Source organism: Pontibacter sp. HJ8 (assembly GCF_054824225.1).
Window position 1 is genome coordinate 1 of record NZ_JSYF01000280.1, and the last position, 17,673, is coordinate 17,673.

Consider the following 17,673-nt stretch of genomic DNA (forward strand, 5'->3'; position numbering starts at 1 on the left):
ATAAATAAAACAGAACCTCCCTATAAGGCAACCACGCGCTTGCCAGGTATGCTGTAGCCTCGCTTTTTATTCTTCTTCTTTTTGCCCGTCCAGATGAGAAGGCCGGTGATCCAGAGCGTGCCGGGCATCAGGCCCAGGAAGAACCAAAGCACCCGGGTCACCCAGCCTCCCAGTTCCCCGAAATGGATCGGCACGAACCAGTTACGGGTAAGCTTTCGGCCGATAGGTGCTGTCTCAGGGTTATAATCATAGACAATGCCACCCGTATACTGATCCAGGTATACCATGGGCCTGTACTGCGGTCCGGCCTCCAGTTCCTTCGAAGCCAGGTATGTCAGGTTAAGGGTAGCCAGGCTATCCGGGGCAAGCACCAGCGTACGCGGCTTATAAGCCGGGTATAGCTGGTCCATCCGGTCCAGGGCCTGGTAGATATCGAGCGGGGGAACGCCTGCCTGGTATGCCGATTGGAGCTTCTTGACGTAAGGGGTCGGTTCTTTGGCCAGGGTCAGGGTATCGACCACCTGTTGTGTTTTTTCCTGAAATCCGAAGTAAGCGCCGGTGATGGCTGCCAGCAACAAGGGAATACTGAAGTAGAAACCGAATACATTGTGCAGGTCATAGTTGCGGCGCTTGAAGGATGCATTCGGCTTGAGGCGCAGGCCATCTTTCAGGTTGCGCTTCTTTTTGGGCCACCACATATACAAGCCCGAAGAGAGCAGCACGAATGCCAGCAACAAGGCACAGGTACGCGTAATCAGGACGCCGTTCTCGCCGATGGTCAGGTTACGATGCAGGTCTAGGAGGTCGTCCATGATGCCACGCCGATTCTCCATCTGCCCCAGGTAGCGGCCTGTGCCGGCATCAAAAAACAGCCACTGCTTGTTCCCCTCCACTTTCAGGATATAATTCTCCAGCTCCCGCATCGGAAAGTTGATGCTGATGACCTCTTTCCCGAATTGTTGCTCGGCATTTTGCACAATGGTGCGCACATCTACCGGAGTGCCATCGGGTTGGCTGGTTTTGTAAAGTTCCGGGTATAGCGCCACGGTCAGCTCCGGCTGAAACACATAAAGCGAGCCTGTGAAGCCCATCACAGCCAGTACCGCTCCGGCTGTCAGCCCTACCCACAAGTGGACCTGGAGAATGAATTTGCGCATAATACCGAAACCTAAAATCGGCGACACTACAGGTATATGCAGTGCCGCCGACAGTATTTTTTAATTTATCTGCTAAAACCGTACGCCTACTGTACCCTGTACAGAGCGTGGGGCTCCCGGCATGATGGCCGTGCTGGATTGTGAACCATCGTAGTAGGTGATGTCAGCCAGGTTCCGCACGTTCACTGCCGCATGGAAGCGCTTCACATCATAATACATCGTGGCGTCGTAGCGGGTATAGCCAGGCAACCGGAAGCTGTCCGTGGCATCTACCGGCCGGTCACCGAAGCTGGTGAAACCACCGCCGAAGCCAAGTCCCTTCAGCACACCGGCCTGCAGTTCGTACGTTGCCCAAAGGCTGCCGCTATGCTTGCTCACGCCCCGGAAGGCTATACCTACTTTGTTTTCGTTGATGTCTTCGGTGATGCGGGCATCGGTGTAGCTGTAGGTGGCGATCACGTTCATTCCCGGGAACAGCTCACCGGTCAAATCTGTCTCTATTCCTTCGCTGCGCACCTCGCCTACCTGCTCCGAAAACTCACTGAACCGCGCATCTGTTACGCCTCTGCGGTCAGGCAGCGGCACATTGCTGCGTGTGATGTTGAAATAAGCAGCTTTCAGGTTTATCTTGTCTTGCAGCAGGCCCACTTTCAGGCCGCCTTCCACCAGGTCGGAAGTCACCGGCTTCAAGGACTCGCTTTCGATCGGAGCGCCATTGCTGCCATCCGTCTTGGCTACGCGGCCCAGCTCCGGCTGAAAGCCCCTGGACCAGTTGCCATACACCGATACCGGTCCGTATACCTCATACAACACCCCTACGCGCGGGTTAAAGGAAGTCAGGCTTTGCTTGGTCGTCACCGTAGTGAAGGTGTTGTCTTTGTTCTTTTTATCCGTCACCTTCTCCAGGTCCCAGAAGTCGTAGCGTGCTCCCAACAGCACTTTCAGCCGCTGGTTGATAGACAGGAAATCCTGCACATAAAAGCCGTACAGATTCGTATTATCACGGTAGCTGTCGCCAAAGGCGAGGTTCGTTGGTTTTGGCAGGCGGCTGTACTGTGGGTTAAAGACATTCAGGGTATCGTAGTTGGCGCGGTTAAACCAGATGTCAAACATGGACCGGGCCAGCTCTACGCCTACGACGGTCTTGTGCTCGAACATGGTGCCTGTGTTGAAGGTAGCGTAGAGTTCATTCTGGGTGGCCAGGTTGCGCTCAAAGTTGTACTGGTCCTGCAGGCGGCGTACTACCATGGAGTTCGTCGGATCATTTTTCAGCAGGCTGGCGGCTTCCACTACCTTTCGGGCCTCCGACGAGTAGGTGAAGCTAGAGGCATGGCGCAGGCTGAAGATGTCGTTGAAGCGGTGTTGCAGGTTGTACTGCACCAGGCGGTTCTGATGCTTACCCTTGTTATCGGGCTCGCCCAGGGAGCGGTCACTCGGCACATCGGCAATTACGCCATTGAAAGCCACTATACCTCTATCGGATGCCTGGTCGTGGTCCAGGTACTCAGCCTCCAGCGTCAGGGAAGTTCTGTCCGAAAAATCGTAGGTCAGGGCGGGCGCTACAAAAAAGCGTTCTGTGCTAACAAAGTCACGGTAGGTATCGCCTTTCTCATACACGGCATTGAGTCGGTACTTAAAGGTTTTGCTTTCGTTGAAAGAGCCGCCCAGGTCAATGGCCGGCCGGATCTGGCCAAAGCTGTTGGCCGTGAGCTGCACGTCCTGGAAGGTATAGGCGGTTGGTTTTTTGGTTGTGATGTTGACCATGCCCCCCGGGTCGCTTACGCCATACAAGACCGATGCAGGTCCTTTCATCACTTCGATCTGCTGGATATTGGCCGTCTCCCGGAAGGTGCGTACACTGTTGCGGAAGCCATTTTTGAAGATACTTTCGGTGCTGGTGCGGAAACCCCGGATCTGGAAAATATCCGTACGGCCGCCAAAGCCTGTCTCCATGGTCACACCGCTTACGTTGCGCATGGCATCGTCCAGGCGGATCACCTGCATCTGGTCCAGGGCGCGCCGCGATATGATCTGCACCGATTGCGGCACCGACTTCAGCGGAGCTTCCATTTTGGTAGCCGTTGAGCCGATGGGCTGCACAAACTCCCCGCTGTGGTTTGCGTTGATCACTACCTCGTTTAGGGTGTTCGAGGAAGACGGCAACAGCAGGTATACGGAGGCGGTTGAACCTGCCTTTACCTCGACCGCTTTTTTAACGGTAGCGAATCCCAGGCTGGTCGCTACTAGGGTATAGTTACCAGGGGCAACTGTCCGGATCACGTATTTTCCTTCTTCATCCGTGGTCGTGCCCAGGATGGTACCTTCGAGGGCTACACTTATCCCCAGCAGGGGCTCATTTCTTTCTGAAACGATACGGCCTTCGATACGGCCTTTGTCCTGTGCAAAGGAACTGTGTGCCAATAGCACGAGTGCACAAATAATGGAGAGTAGACGGTGCATGTAATTCTTATTTAGATTCATTCTAAGAAGCGCAGCAAAAGTACTCACCAAATTCATAAGTCAAAACAACTATTTAGATTTTTTCTAAATAGTTCCAAAAGTGGGCTTTCTTCCCGCAACCGGCTCCTGCTGTACATCCTTTTTAACCGTTTCAGAGTATTTAGAGGAAGATTGCCAGCCATGGCTATTTTTAAGAAGATACAGCTTAACCCAAAGAATATGGATACTTACAATCTGAAACCTGAGCATATGCGGGCTCCTGCTCACCTGTCGCGCGAAGAGATACAGAAGAGCCTGGATGAACTGGACAATAAGATCAAGATTTTGAAAGGACGCGTAAACGCAACGACAGCAGACTCTAACCATACCTACCACGAGCATATTGCGGCGCTGGAGGCCAAGCGGGAACTGATTTCCAAGAAGTTCAACGACCAGGACGACAGCCAAAGCAAATGGCAGGGCCTGCGGGACGGACTCGACAACCTCAAAAAAGACATGGACAACCTGTTCAAATAAAAAAAGCCCCGGCACCTGTCAGTGCCGGGGCTTTTTGCTTCGGTTATACCGGATTAGTTCATCACAGGCTCCCGGAAGCCAACCCAGGTAAAGCGTTTGATCACAAACTCCGGATTGGTAAACGATGCATTGCCCGCCGGATTGCCACCGGTTACGTGGAAATCAGAGAAACTCGCATTCTGGTTCACATAGATGCCGCCAGTCAGGTTGAAACTCACCGGCGTACCCGCCAGGCTCATCTCATCCATGATCTTTTCTTTGGTCGCCTCATCGGTCGTATATGCGCCGCACGAAATAGCACCGTAATTCTGCGCCATCTCCTTAGCGATCGCAATAGACTGATCGGTATCCTTGGTTTTGATCACCAGGGCGATCGGTCCAAACAGTTCGCGGCTGTAGCTTTCCTTCTCTGTCGCGTCCACTTCGTAGATCACCGGGGTGCTGGTGCGGGCGTTGGCAAACATCGGATTGCTGAAATCGCTGGTGCTTAGCAGTTCTTTTCCTTTGATCGATGCTGCATCCTTCACGCGCTCCATAGTGGCCGGGTTCTGGATAGCCCCCAGGATGTGCGGGCCTGCCTTCGGGTTGTTCACCAGTCCGGTCACGGCATCTGCCAGTTTCTGCACCACCTCCTCATAGGGCACCGTCTCTCCTCCCACTTTTACACCGCCTTCGGGAACATAGATGTTTTGCGGAGCCGTACACATCTGGCCAGAATAGAGGCTGAGCGAAAAAGCCAGGTTCTGTGCCACCTTGTCCAGGTCCTGCACCGAGTCCAGGATGATTGAATTCACACCGGTCTTCTCCGTGAATGTTACCTTTCCGGGCAGGCTCTCCACATAGTTCCCAAACTCGGTACCGCCCGTATAATCGATCAGCTTCACCTTCGGGTGCTCGGCCAGCTCTTTGGTGATCAGGTGATCTTCGGCATCCACTGCCAGCTGGCAGATGTTTGGGTTGAGGCCGTTTTCAGCCAGTACCTTCTGTACCTCCGCTACCACCATCGCGATCGGCAGCACGGCCTTTGGGTGCGGCTTGATGATCACCGGGTTGCCCGTCACCAGGCTGGCAAACATACCCGGCACCGTATTCCAGGTCGGGAACGTAGAACAGCCGATCACCAGACCAATCCCTTTCGGAACGGCACGCCAGGATTTATTCAGCTTGAGGTTATACTTGCCCATCGGCTTTTCCCATTCCATCGCTTCCGGAAAGCGGCTCTGCTCCTCGTAGCCGGCTGCAATGGCCTCCAGGGCCCGGTCAGCTGCGTGCGGACCCGATGCCTGGAACGACATCATGTAGGCCTGCCCGGTCGTGTGCATGGTCGCATAGGCGATCTCAAAAAAACGGTTCTTCATACGTTCCAGCGACTCTACCAGCAAGGCAGCACGGTCAACCGGCTTCACCTTGCGCCACTGATGAAAGGCTTCGTCAGCCCGTGCGATCAGGGTTTCTACGCTGAAATACGGGTACTTTACACCCAGCGGCTGTTGCTCGTAAGGCGTCTCCTCCTGCCCTACCCAGGCTTCCGGGTTTTCCTGCAGCAGCTCCTCAAACCTGTTGTTGAGTAGCGACTTATACTTTTCCCGGCCTTCTTTGTCCGCGTTCTCTCCGTAAATTTCCGGCAGAGGATTCTCCGGATAGTGTGAGAAAAAGCTCCGCGTATGCAGCGCTTTCACGGCTGTATCTATCGTAGAAATATGTTTATTTTTCAAATCCGGTGTCATAGTATTTATTTTATATTATTAAACACATATATTAGAATCATTCTTTTGGAAAGTTACGTATTTTTTTGAAATGCAGGGGAAGCCGCTGAAAATTCCCCGCGCTCCTTTTGCTTTTATGTCTGACTTCCTGGCCTCACCTCCGGGTTTCTCTCTTTTACCAAATAGTTTAATAGGATACAATGTCTACCCGTTGGCTAGTGCTGAAGGGCTTTGTTAAGAGCCTGCTCTACTTTTTTTTGGCTATCCCTTTTCTGGCTGCACAGGCGCAATCAGCTATACCTGCTTTGGGCAACGGTACCAAGCCCCATACGGTCGTTTACAAGTTAAAGGCACCACAACAGAACAGCCAGCTCCGCCTGGCCTCGGGCAACAACCTGGTCCTGCAGTCCGCGCTACAGCAGATCGGGGCGAAGGCGGTGCAACAAAAATTTCCGGGTAAGGCCCCTGCCCCCAACTCCCGCAAGAGCGGTGTCGACCTCTCCCTGATCTACGAGCTTTCCTATACCCCGGGTCAAAGCTTTGAAGAGGTACAACGCACCCTGCTGGCGACCGGTTTGGTGGCCTATGTAGAGCCCCTGTATGAGCGGGTGCCCCTTTATCAGCCCAATGACCCCTCCTCCGACTCCACCAAAACTACCCAGGCCTACCTGAAACTGATCAAAGCGTACGATGCCTGGTCCGTGGAAAAAGGTGACACAAACATTGTGATCGGCGTATTGGATACCGGTTTTCGCCTGACGCATGAAGATCTCGTCCGAAAGATCAAGTATAACCACGATGACCCCATCGATGGAATAGACAATGACGGCGACGGCTTGCTGGACAACTTCTATGGCTGGGACTTCGCCGATAGAGACAACAACCCGGATGATGACTCGCCTTATAAAGGACACGGCGTCGGGGTAGCCGGTGCCGCCGGCGCTGACTCGGATAACGGCAAAGGTATGGCAAGCGTGGGCTTCAAAACAAAACTTATGCCGATCAAGGTTTTTCCGTCTACCCCGACGGGCAGCTTCGGAGGGTATGAGGCCATCGTCTATGCGGCTGACAAAGGCTGCAGCATCATCAATTTGTCCTGGGGCGGCGAGGGCTCTTCGCAATACGAACAGGACATCATCAACTATGCCGTCTTCAACCGGGATGTGGTGGTCGTAGCCGCTGCCGGAAACACGGATGCGAACGTCAACATTTACCCGGCCTCGTACGACAATGTGCTCTCGGTAGGCGGCATCAACAACGACGTAAAAACCAAAGGCCAGACGTGGAGCTATAAGATCGACCTCAGCGCGCCGAGCTCCAACATATATACGACTTCCCAGAGCGGGGACAACACTTACGGCCGTGGTTACGGCACCTCGTATGCCTCCCCCATGGTAGCCGGTGCAGCCGCCCTGGTGCGGTCCAGGTTCCCCTTCCTGAACGCGCTGCAGGTCATGGAACGCCTCCGGTCTACCGCCGACAACATCTACCAGCTTCCGGGCAATGCAGCTTATATCGAAATGCTGGGCAAAGGCCGGCTCAATGTAAAGCGGGCGCTCAAAGAACCCAACGTCAAAGCAGTCCGCTGTACCTCTTTTGCGCTGGCAGGCAACAAAGTGGCGCAGATTGGCGACACCTTGCTCCTCCACATCGACCTGACCAACTACCTCGACCCAACCACTGCCCTGAATGTAAAACTGACCAGCCCTTCGCCTTATGTCCACATACTGGAGGATGAGTTCACGGCCGGAGGTATGGCGACACTGGCTTCTGCCAGCAATGCGGGCAAGCCTTACAGGTTTATAGTGAATGCGGACGCACCGCAAAACGCCCGGATTGCCTTCCGGCTCGGCTTTACCGATGGCACCTTCACAGATTTTCAATATATTCAGCTGCCCGTCAACCCCGACCATATTACCCTCGACGCCAACAACCTGCACGTGACCCTCAACAGCAGGGGTAACATCGGCTACAATGCCTTCAACTTCAACCAGGGAGTAGGTATACGGTATAAGGGAAGCAGTTCGCTGCTGTTTGAAGCAGGCTTGCTGGTGGCCGCTGAACCGACCCGCGTGTCAGACAACGTACGCAATGCCTCCTGGCAAACGGATAATGATTTCCTCTCGGCCACCTCACCGCGCATGCACTACAACACCGGGCGAGCCCAGCAGGAAATCAGGGGACTCATGCAGGACAAATATCCGGCCCCGGCACAGGCGGGCGTGCAGGTAAAGTATAAAGGGATGGCCTGGTCCGGCGAAACGGATGCCGACTACGTGATTGTAGAGTACTCTATTCAGAATATCACACCGGACACGATCAAGACTTTATACGCCGGACTTTTTGCAGATTGGAACATAGGGGATCCCTATACCAACGCAGCCGACTGGGACGCGGAAAACAAAATGGGATACGTCTACAACACGGGCTATACGCTGCCTTACACAGGTATAAAACTGCTGACCAATACGGCTCCTTCGTACTATGCGATCGATAACCTGGCAGGAGGTTCCTCTACTTTTGCGATTGCGGATGGCTTCAGCACACAGGAAAAATACCGGGCGCTTTCGGGTGGCGTCGGCCGCAAAAAAGCCTGGGGAAACGGCAGCGGCAATGATGTATCGCATGTAGTAGGCACTTCGGCTGATATGCTGGCTCCTGGTGCCTCCCGGACCATCGCTTTTGCCATACTGGCCGGCGACGATCTGACAGATCTGAAACAACATGCAGTCGCTGCCCAACAGCGCTACCAACGTATGAAATCGGGCCCCATTCCATTGGCCTTCAGCGACACCGTTTGTCCCGGTACGGCCATCACCTATACCCCGGCCGGTGGCACCAACTTTAATTTTTATGCCGACGAGTCCAAAGTTTCCTTGCTTTCTACCGGCGGGAGTTTCGAGATTCCTGCCCTCAGTGAGAGCACCGTTATTTATGTGAGCAATGCCGATTCTCTCTTCGACAGCGCGGTCGTACCCATCAGCTATACCTTAGCGGAGGCGCCCGAGGCGAAATTCAGCATTCAGCAGGAAAAGGAACAGTTGCAGGCAAGCCGTCTTATCAGCTTTAAAAATGAGAGCCGGCTCGGAAAGAGTTGGCGCTGGACTTTTGGAAACGGAGATTCCTCGACAGACAAAGATCCTGAATACAGTTATACCACGCCCGGGACCTATGAGGTACAACTGATCGTGGAAGACACGCATGGCTGCTTGGACGACACCGTTAGCCAAAAGATCGAAGTCCTGCAGGCGGCTCCTTCGGCCGTGGACGAGGAATTGTACCGACAGCTTCAACTCTACCCCAACCCGGCGCAGCGGGAGCTCTATCTGAAGTTACCTTCCGGCGGTCCTGCTCCCGAGCTGCGCATGACAGATATTGTAGGAAAGACGGTTACTCCTCCCCTGCAGTCAGTCAGCCCGGAAGAAGCTGTGTATGACCTGACAGGTATAGCCGAAGGCGTCTACGTCACCCGCATCACCTTCAAGGATGCGACCATCACCAAACGAACAGTCATCCTGCGGCAATAGGCTGGGCCAGGCAATTCCCGTCTATACCTGACACTGCCGTTTCCGGCTTGATTTCAAAACCACATAAAACAGAAAAGCCCCGCTCAAGAGCGGGGCTTTTCTGTTACTAAGATTATCTCTGTCGCCGTATTAAGCGTTAGCGGATTGCTTCTGCTTCAGACGGATCAGGTTGAGCGCTGAACCAGCTTTGAACCACTCGATCTGGCCTTCGTTGTAGGTATGATTTACCTGGCACACATCCTGCGAACCATCTTTGTGTGTCAACACTACTTTCAGCGGCACACCAGGCGCAAAGCTCTCCAGACCCAGGATGTCGATCGTGTCGTTTTCCTCGATCAGGTCATAGTCTGCTTTGTTTGCAAACGTCAGGGCCAGCATACCTTGCTTTTTCAGGTTGGTTTCGTGGATACGCGCGAAGGATTTCACGATAACGGCACGAACTCCCAGGTGACGCGGCTCCATGGCAGCGTGCTCACGGGAAGAACCTTCACCGTAGTTTTCGTCGCCTACTACCACTGTACCGATACCGGCAGCCTTATACGTACGGGCAGTGGCAGGTACGGTGTCGTAGCCACGGGTCATGTCGTTAAACACACGGTTGGAATCGCCATTGAAAGCATTGATGGCACCGATCAACATGTTGTTGGAGATGTTGTCCAAGTGACCACGGTATTTCAACCAAGGACCAGCCATCGAGATGTGGTCTGTCGTACACTTGCCCTGCGCCTTGATCAAAAGCTTCAGCCCTTTCAGGTCGGTACCTTCCCAAGGCTTGAAGCCTTCCAGCAACTGCAGACGGTCAGATTTCGGATCAACCACTACTTCTACGCGGCTTCCGTCTTCAGCCGGAGCTACGTAGCCTGCATCTTCCACGGCAAAGCCTTGCGGAGGAAGCTCAATGCCTCTTGGCTCGTCGAGCATTACCTGCTCCCCATCCGAGTTCGTCAGGGTATCGGTCAGCGGGTTGAAAGTTAAGTCACCGGCGATAGCGAAAGCGGTTACGATCTCCGGGGAAGCCACGAACGCGTGTGTGTTCGGGTTACCGTCGTTACGCTTGGCAAAGTTACGGTTGAAAGACGTGATGATAGAGTTTTTGCGGTTCGGGTCATCTGTGTGACGCGCCCACTGCCCGATGCACGGACCGCACGCATTCGCCAGTACCACACCGCCCATCTGAGCGAACGTATCCAACAGACCGTCGCGGGCTGTCGTGAAGCGTACCAGTTCGGAACCCGGCGTGATGGTGAACTCAGCCTGCGCGACCAGTTTCTTGCTAACAGCCTGCTCCGCGATAGAAGCAGAACGGGTAAGGTCTTCGTACGAAGAGTTAGTGCACGATCCGATCAAACCTACTTCCAGTTTGGAAGGCCAGTTGTGCTCTTTTACCACAGCAGCAAACTGAGAGATTGGCCAGGCTGCATCCGGTGTGAATGGTCCGTTTACGTGTGGCTCCAAAGTGTTCAGGTCGATCTCGATCAGCTGATCGTAGAAAGCTGCTGGGTCAGCGTAAACTTCGTTATCGGCGCGCAGGTATTCGGCTACCTCATCAGCCAGTTCCACTACCTCGTCGCGGTTGGTTGCACGCAGGTAAGCGCGCATGCTGTCGTCGTAAGAGAACACAGACGTAGTCGCTCCGATCTCAGCCCCCATGTTACAGATGGTACCTTTACCCGTACAGGACATGCTTTCAGCACCTTCGCCGAAGTATTCCACGATAGCACCTGTACCACCTTTTACGGTCAGGATACCGGCCACTTTCAGGATCACGTCTTTCGGGGAAGTCCAGCCGCTCATTTTGCCGGTCAGCTTCACACCGATCACTTTCGGGAACTTAAGTTCCCAAGGCATACCGGCCATTACGTCAACGGCGTCAGCGCCGCCAACACCGATCGCGATCATACCCAGACCACCGGCATTCGGTGTGTGTGAGTCTGTACCGATCATCATACCGCCCGGGAAAGCATAGTTTTCCAGTACCACCTGGTGGATGATACCAGCACCTGGCTTCCAGAAGCCGATGCCATATTTATTCGACACGGAAGCAAGGAAATCATATACTTCCTTGTTCTCATGGTAAGCGTCCTGCAAGTCCTGGTCAGCACCTACTCTTGCCTGAATCAGGTGGTCGCAATGTACAGTAGAAGGCACAGCTGCCTGCGGTTTGCCTGCCTGCATGAACTGGAGCAAGGCCATCTGGGCCGTCGCGTCCTGCATAGCTACCCTGTCCGGAGCGAAATCCACGTAAGATTGACCACGCTCATGAGCCCCTGTAGCCGGACCTTCGTAAAGGTGTGCGTACAGTATCTTTTCTGTCAGGGTCAGCGGTCTGCCTACCCGGGTACGGGCAGCAGTCACTCGCTCGGCCATTCCGGCATAAACTGCCTTGATCATTCCTAAATCAAATGCCATAGTTTTGCTATTGTTAATTTTTTAATGCTTCCTTGTGAAGTCTACAAATGTACGAAATATGATAGGTTAAGCACAACATTAGCCATCATGAATATAACAATTAGACCCGGCTGCAAGCTATTCCTCTTCATGTGTCGCATTTAATAAATCCTTGTTGTAATTTTGTGACATGAGACACACTTGTTTTAATACCCCGATGAGGCTGATTTTGTTGTTGGCTTTGTCACTTACGCAGCTGCTATCATCCTGTAATTCTATGACATCGACAGATAACACATTAAAGCCCGGCCCATGGCGCGTTGTCCTGCAGGCCCAGCAACAGGAAATTCCGTTTATCATGGAAGTGGAGGAGAAAGACGGCAATCCGGCGCTATACCTGATCAATGGCGAAGAGCGCATCCTGGTGGATGACATCAAGACGGAAGGAGACTCCCTGAAAATAAGACTGCACATTTTCGACGCGGACCTGATTGCAAAAGTGAAGGGCGACAAGATGGAAGGCCGCTTTACGCGCAATGACCTCAAGAAACCGTACTCTGTTCCCTTTACGGCTGAACATGGCAAAACAAACCGTTTTAAGGAAAACCCGGCTCCGGCTACCTATGACTATACCGGCAAGTGGGAAGTGGTATTTACCAAAAAGGATGGCAAGAGCTACCCGGCTATTGGTATGTTTGAGCAAAGGGACAACCACGTAACCGGCACCTTCCTCACCGAGACGGGCGACTACCGCTATCTGGAAGGACAGGTGGAAGGCGACCAGCTGAAACTCTCGACCTTCGACGGCAACCACGACTACCTGTTCAAGGCAGCACCGAAGGATGAGAAGACGGTACAGGGCGAGTACTTTGCCGGTCTGTATGACTACGAGACCTGGACTGCCACACGCAACGAGAATGCCGAACTGGCCCGTGCCGATTCCCTCACCTACCTGAAGCCAGGCTATGAATCGCTTTCCTTCACGTTCCCTAACACAGAAGGCAAGCAGGTGTCGCTCTCGGATGACAAATACAAAGGCAAAGTGGTGCTGGTGCAGCTGCTGGGTTCCTGGTGCCCGAACTGCATGGACGAGACGCAATTCCTGGCACCTTATTACGCGAAGAACAAGGACCGTGGCCTGGAGATCATTGGTTTAGGCTTCGAAAGGACCCCTGGATACGAACAGGCAGTGCCAAGACTGAAGCGCATGCAGGAGCGTTTCAATATCGAATACGATCTGCTCTACGGAGGTATAGCGGATAAAGAAGTGGCAGCCAAAGCGCTTCCGGCTCTCAACCATGTACTCTCTTTCCCGACTACTATCTTCATCGACAGGGCAGGCAAAGTGCGCAAAATACACACCGGCTTCTCAGGCCCGGGCACGGGTAAGTATTACGAGGAGTGGGTAGTGGAATTTAACAAAACGATGGACGAGCTGCTGGCAGAGAAGTAACTTTTCGTTATTCGTTGATCGTTGTTAGTTGATCCAAAGGTATAGCAAAGGCCGCTACTGGTATGGTAGCGGCCTTTGTTGTTTTAACTCCCCCTGCCCTCTTTCCAGACTGGGGCCTCCTACCCCAAACAGGTGGTGTTATTGCGCTTTCGGACTTCCCAGTCCAAAAGCCGACTGCTGGGGATTTCCTAATCCCCTTATCCCTACTAACGCGGATTAGGAAATCCGCTTCAGCTCTCGTTCCGGATTGAAAATCCGAAACAGCTTTTTTGCATACCTACAAAATCCGGGGTAGCCCGTAGCGGTCACTATCACGACCATACCTGATTTCCTCTTCCTTTTTAAAGATGTGTGGCTAAACCGAGCTTGACCAAATGCTATACCTGACAGGCTGTTGCGGCTTGCTTCAAGATCTACCCAAGAGGATAAAGAATTACAAAGGCTTTCGCAGCCGCACAATCCGAAACGTTCCTCTAAAAGCAGCCGGCTCGTTCAGCTCCACCTGCAGCGAGGTATGGCGGACGATGGAGCCTATGCTGCGGTTGATGTCGGAGAAGAGCGTGCTGGCTACTGTATTAAAGAGGCGGCGCAGCACCGAAGGGCGCAATCCGTCAGGCAGAAACTTATCGAAGACGATGGCAGTGCCGCCCGGCTTCAGCACCCGCTCCACTTCCCGGATGCAGGCGATGGGGTCAGGTATAACGGCGAGGATGAGGTGCAGGATGACGGCATCGAAACTGTTGTCGGCGAAGTCCAGTTGCTGCCCGTTCATTACCCGCGCTTGTACCGGTATAGCCAGCTGCCTCGCCCGCTCCTGCAGCTTCGCGATCATGCCGGGTGTAATGTCAATGGCCGTGAGGTTGGAATAGCCTTGCAGGTAGGGTAGGTCCAGTCCGGTGCCGGCTCCCAGTAAGAGTATCGCGTTAGTGGGTTTGGCCTGCAGCAATTCGATAGAACGCTGCCGGTGCTTCCGGAAAATGCGGTCGGCGATGAGGTCGTAAACGGGCAGGTATAGCGTATACCGCAGGCGGTTCCAGGTGTTGGTGTTGAGACTCATTTTTCCATAGGTTTTCTTGTACCCTCAAAGCTACCCAGGTTCTTTGCCTTTGCATTACAGATTTAGAAGAGAAGTTTACAAATATTCATGTGCATACAACTCATATACAGCCGGTTTCAGCGAAGCGGGAACCGGTGGTGAGGTATAGCAGCCAGTGCAAACTGACTTCAAGTACAGCCACAAGTTTATCTAGCGCTAAATTTGCGGTATGGAAGGTTTCATGCACAGCCGTCGCACGGACAGGTCACGACCTGGCCCTACAAAGGTCGGCTACACCTGATAAGTCAACTGTCAGTAGAAAACCAACCATTTAACAATCAACAATCCAACAATTAATTTTTATTTTTCCCGGTCGATGGTATAGGCGATGAGTTGCTCCAGGGAAGTGCGGGATGGGGATGGCGGGAAGGTACGCAGGATCGCCAGTGCCTCGGCGTGGTAGTGGTTCATGGCCTCGATGGTATACTGTATACCTCCTGAGGATTTCACATAATCGATCACATCCTGCACCCGCTTGTTGTCACCGTTGTTGTTCTTCACATTGTAAATAACACGGCGCTTGGTCATCCAGTTGGCTTCGCTCAGCGCATGGATCAACGGCAGGGTCATCTTTTTCTCTTTGATATCGATGCCAACCGGCTTGCCGATCTCAGCGGTGCCGTAGTCGAACAGGTCGTCTTTTATCTGAAAAGCTATACCTACTTTTTCACCGAACAGGCGGGCTTTCTCAATGTCTTCCACCGAAGCACCCGCCGAGGCAGCACCTACTGCACAGCAGGATGCGATGAGGGAAGCTGTTTTCTGACGGATGATATCAAAGTATACATCTTCGGTGATATCGAGGCGGCGCGCTTTCTCTATTTGCAGCAGCTCTCCTTCGCTCATCTCCTTCACCGCATTCGACACGATCTTGAGCAGTTCGTAGTCGTCGTTTTGCAGCGAGAGCAGCAGGCCTTTGGAAAGCAGGTAGTCGCCCACGAGCACGGCAATTTTATTTTTCCAGAGGGCGTTTACCGAGAAGAAACCGCGGCGGTAGTTGGCATCGTCCACCACATCGTCGTGCACGAGGGTGGCCGTGTGCAGCAGCTCGATGAGGGCCGCGCCGCGATAAGTAGCGTCGCCTATGCTGTCTCCGCGAAAAAGCTTGGCCATGAAGAACACGAACATCGGCCGCATTTGCTTGCCCTTGCGTTTTACAATGTAGCTCATGATCTTATCGAGAAGCAGTACCTTAGACTTCATGGAAGTCCTGAACTTTTTCTCGAACAGCTCCATTTCCTGGGCAATGGGCGCTTGTATTTCCTTTAGGCTAATGCTCATGTGATATTCCGCAATATTACTATCTGTAGGAGTGGTTTCCAAACATGGCACGCTAAAACGGCGTTTAATCTCTTGAATAAACAGGCAATGCGTCGTAAGCAGTAAACAGCGCCCCCCGCTACAGGTTTGCTGCATACCTATTTTAGTTATATTGCCGCTACAAAACCCAGTACATACTACCTCAAAAACCATGGCAGACACACTGAAAGTAGACTTTGTCGTATACCCGGAACACGCGCGGCCTTTCACAGCCGACGTGACCTATACCCAGAACGGCAACCGGAAGCCTGTGGTCCTCTATACCCATGGTTTCAAAGGCTTCAAAGACTGGGGGCACTTCAACCTGCTGGCCAAGTATTTCGGAGAGCAGGGCTTCGTGTTCATCAAATTCAACTTTTCCCACAACGGCACCACCGTCGACAACTATTCCGATTTGCACGACATGGAAGCTTTCGGCCGTAACAACTTCAGCATCGAGCTCGAAGATCTGAAAGCACTCCTGGATCTGGTACACGACCAGGAGGGGCCCCTGCCACAGCAGGAGATGGACCTGGAACGGATCTACCTCATCGGGCACAGCCGTGGCGGCGGTTCGGTGATCCTCAAAGCAGCCGAAGACGCGCGCGTGAAAGCCGTGGCTACCTGGGCCGCGGTAAACAACTTTGACCAGCGGTGGGACGAACTGGAACGCCAGCAATGGAAGAAGGAAGGTGTGCAGTGGGTGACCAATGCGCGCACCGGGCTGCGCATGCCGCTCTATTACCAGATCGTGGAAGACTACCTGGCCAACATCGGGCGCCTCGAGATACCAAAAGTGATCCAAAGAATGCAGCAACCGCTCCTGATCCTGCACGGCGAAGCGGACGAAACGCTGCCGGTGCAGATGGCCCATGACCTGCAGGGCTGGAAACCGGACGCTGAGATGCACCTGCTGCCCGGAGCCGACCATTCCTTCGGGGGCAAGCACCCCTATGAGCACCAGGAGTTACCCGATGCAGCCCGAGCAGCAGCTGACCTGACGATAGATTTCTTCCGGAAACATGCCTAAGCTATACCTCCTGCTGGGTGGCAACCTCGGTGACCGCGCCGCCTACCTGCAGCAGGCCCGCGAACGCATTGCCGCGCAGGTAGGCGCCATTGTGCGCAGCTCCCACCTCTACCAAACAGCTGCCTGGGGCAATACTGACCAGCCTGCCTTCCTGAACCAGGTACTGGAAGTACAGGCCGAAGTTACGCCCGAACAGGTACTGCTCACCATAAACCAGATAGAACAGGACCTGGGACGGGTTCGCCTGGAGCATTGGGGCACCCGCGTTATCGACATCGACATCCTGTTTTATGACGATCTTGTGCTGCAGAGTCAGCGCCTCACCATCCCCCACCCTCAGCTGCACCTGCGCCGCTTCACGCTACTGCCTTTAGCAGAGATCGCACCTAAGCTGTTGCACCCGGTACTCGGCAAGAGCATAGAAGCGCTGCTGGAAATATGCCCAGATGAACTGGAAGTGCGGGTGTATGAAGAGGGGAAGCAAAACGCTCTCAACTCTGAATAATTCAAAAGCCTATACCTGCATAGGAAATCTATGGCTGAGAAAGTATGCAGGTACGTCCATGTGGCTACGTAATACTTTAACTGTTCCATTTATTCTCCAAGACAAAAAACTCTACTATCAGTCCAAATTGTTGTTATATCCGAATATGTCCTTATATTGTATTATGTATATATAATGTAAAGCTATTCAAATGAATCGCTTCATGGCGTTTTCTTATAAAAGTAAGAGATGTGAGATCTCCATACATAGTGCAGATAAGCGTATGTTGTCGTTTATACAGTAGTTGGCAAAATGTAAATAATGGATATAGATAAAAAGAAGGATCTAGGATACGCAGTAGTTAGAGCAGGACTTGGTTCTATTCCTGTATTCGGTGCTGCTGCTGCCGAGCTATTACAACTAATAGTTATACCTCCCTTAGAAAAAAGAAGAGCAGAGTGGATGACTCAAATCGGTGAAAAGTTACAGGTGTTAGAGGCAAGGGGTACGATAAACTTAGAAGAACTAAGAGAAAATGACGTTTTCGTTGATGTTGT

The 17,673-nt window shown here is 53.0% G+C and carries 12 protein-coding genes; 6 read left to right on the forward strand and 6 right to left on the reverse strand.

Features of this window, described 5'->3' with window-relative positions:
* Positions 1-20: 20 nt before the first annotated feature.
* Complete coding sequence (locus OB13_RS12935) at positions 21-1,157, reverse strand: PepSY-associated TM helix domain-containing protein (RefSeq protein WP_461490587.1); 1,137 nt, start codon at positions 1,155-1,157, stop codon at positions 21-23.
* Between the two features lie 72 nt (positions 1,158-1,229).
* On the reverse strand, positions 1,230-3,617 hold the full coding sequence (locus OB13_RS12940; protein WP_461490588.1) for a TonB-dependent siderophore receptor: 2,388 nt from the start codon (positions 3,615-3,617) through the stop codon (positions 1,230-1,232).
* 219 nt (positions 3,618-3,836) lie between these two features.
* Here OB13_RS12940 and OB13_RS12945 point away from each other — a divergent pair, with 219 nt between their 5' ends.
* Entirely contained in the window at positions 3,837-4,133 is a 297-nt protein-coding gene (locus OB13_RS12945) for a sll1863 family stress response protein (protein WP_461490589.1), read from the forward strand.
* Between the two features lie 53 nt (positions 4,134-4,186).
* Here OB13_RS12945 and paaN read toward each other — a convergent pair whose 3' ends face one another.
* Positions 4,187-5,860 (reverse strand): phenylacetic acid degradation protein PaaN, encoded by a 1,674-nt coding sequence (gene paaN, locus OB13_RS12950; RefSeq protein WP_461490590.1) that lies wholly within the window; start codon positions 5,858-5,860, stop codon positions 4,187-4,189.
* Between the two features lie 179 nt (positions 5,861-6,039).
* Between paaN and OB13_RS12955 the strand changes: the two genes are divergently transcribed.
* Positions 6,040-9,366 carry a S8 family serine peptidase gene (locus OB13_RS12955; RefSeq protein WP_461490591.1) on the forward strand — a complete coding sequence of 1,109 codons (3,327 nt, stop codon included), beginning with the start codon at positions 6,040-6,042 and terminating at the stop codon, positions 9,364-9,366.
* Positions 9,367-9,495: 129 nt separating this feature from the next.
* Here the strand turns inward: OB13_RS12955 and OB13_RS12960 are convergent, their stop codons facing one another.
* The gene (locus OB13_RS12960; protein WP_461490592.1) at positions 9,496-11,775 is read right to left on the reverse strand and encodes an aconitate hydratase; all 2,280 of its coding nucleotides are present in this window, start codon (positions 11,773-11,775) and stop codon (positions 9,496-9,498) included.
* Between the two features lie 256 nt (positions 11,776-12,031).
* Here OB13_RS12960 and OB13_RS12965 point away from each other — a divergent pair, with 256 nt between their 5' ends.
* A complete protein-coding gene (locus OB13_RS12965; RefSeq protein WP_461490593.1) occupies positions 12,032-13,207 on the forward strand; it encodes a peroxiredoxin family protein in 1,176 nt (391 codons plus the stop codon).
* 433 nt (positions 13,208-13,640) lie between these two features.
* Here the strand turns inward: OB13_RS12965 and OB13_RS12970 are convergent, their stop codons facing one another.
* Positions 13,641-14,264 (reverse strand): class I SAM-dependent methyltransferase, encoded by a 624-nt coding sequence (locus tag OB13_RS12970; protein ID WP_461490594.1) that lies wholly within the window; start codon positions 14,262-14,264, stop codon positions 13,641-13,643.
* Positions 14,265-14,603: 339 nt separating this feature from the next.
* Positions 14,604-15,584: a polyprenyl synthetase family protein gene (locus OB13_RS12975; protein ID WP_461490595.1), complete on the reverse strand. Its 981-nt coding sequence runs from the start codon at positions 15,582-15,584 to the stop codon at positions 14,604-14,606.
* 190 nt (positions 15,585-15,774) lie between these two features.
* Here OB13_RS12975 and OB13_RS12980 point away from each other — a divergent pair, with 190 nt between their 5' ends.
* The 3 genes from OB13_RS12980 to OB13_RS12990 all read left to right on the forward strand — a co-directional run.
* Complete coding sequence (locus tag OB13_RS12980) at positions 15,775-16,632, forward strand: alpha/beta hydrolase family protein (protein WP_461490596.1); 858 nt, start codon at positions 15,775-15,777, stop codon at positions 16,630-16,632.
* The gene (gene folK / locus OB13_RS12985; protein ID WP_461490597.1) at positions 16,625-17,137 is read left to right on the forward strand and encodes a 2-amino-4-hydroxy-6-hydroxymethyldihydropteridine diphosphokinase; all 513 of its coding nucleotides are present in this window, start codon (positions 16,625-16,627) and stop codon (positions 17,135-17,137) included. The genes OB13_RS12980 and folK overlap by 8 nt, the downstream gene beginning before the upstream one ends.
* Positions 17,138-17,437: 300 nt before the next feature.
* On the forward strand, positions 17,438-17,673 hold a 236-nt coding region (locus OB13_RS12990), incomplete at its 3' end, for a hypothetical protein (protein ID WP_461490598.1).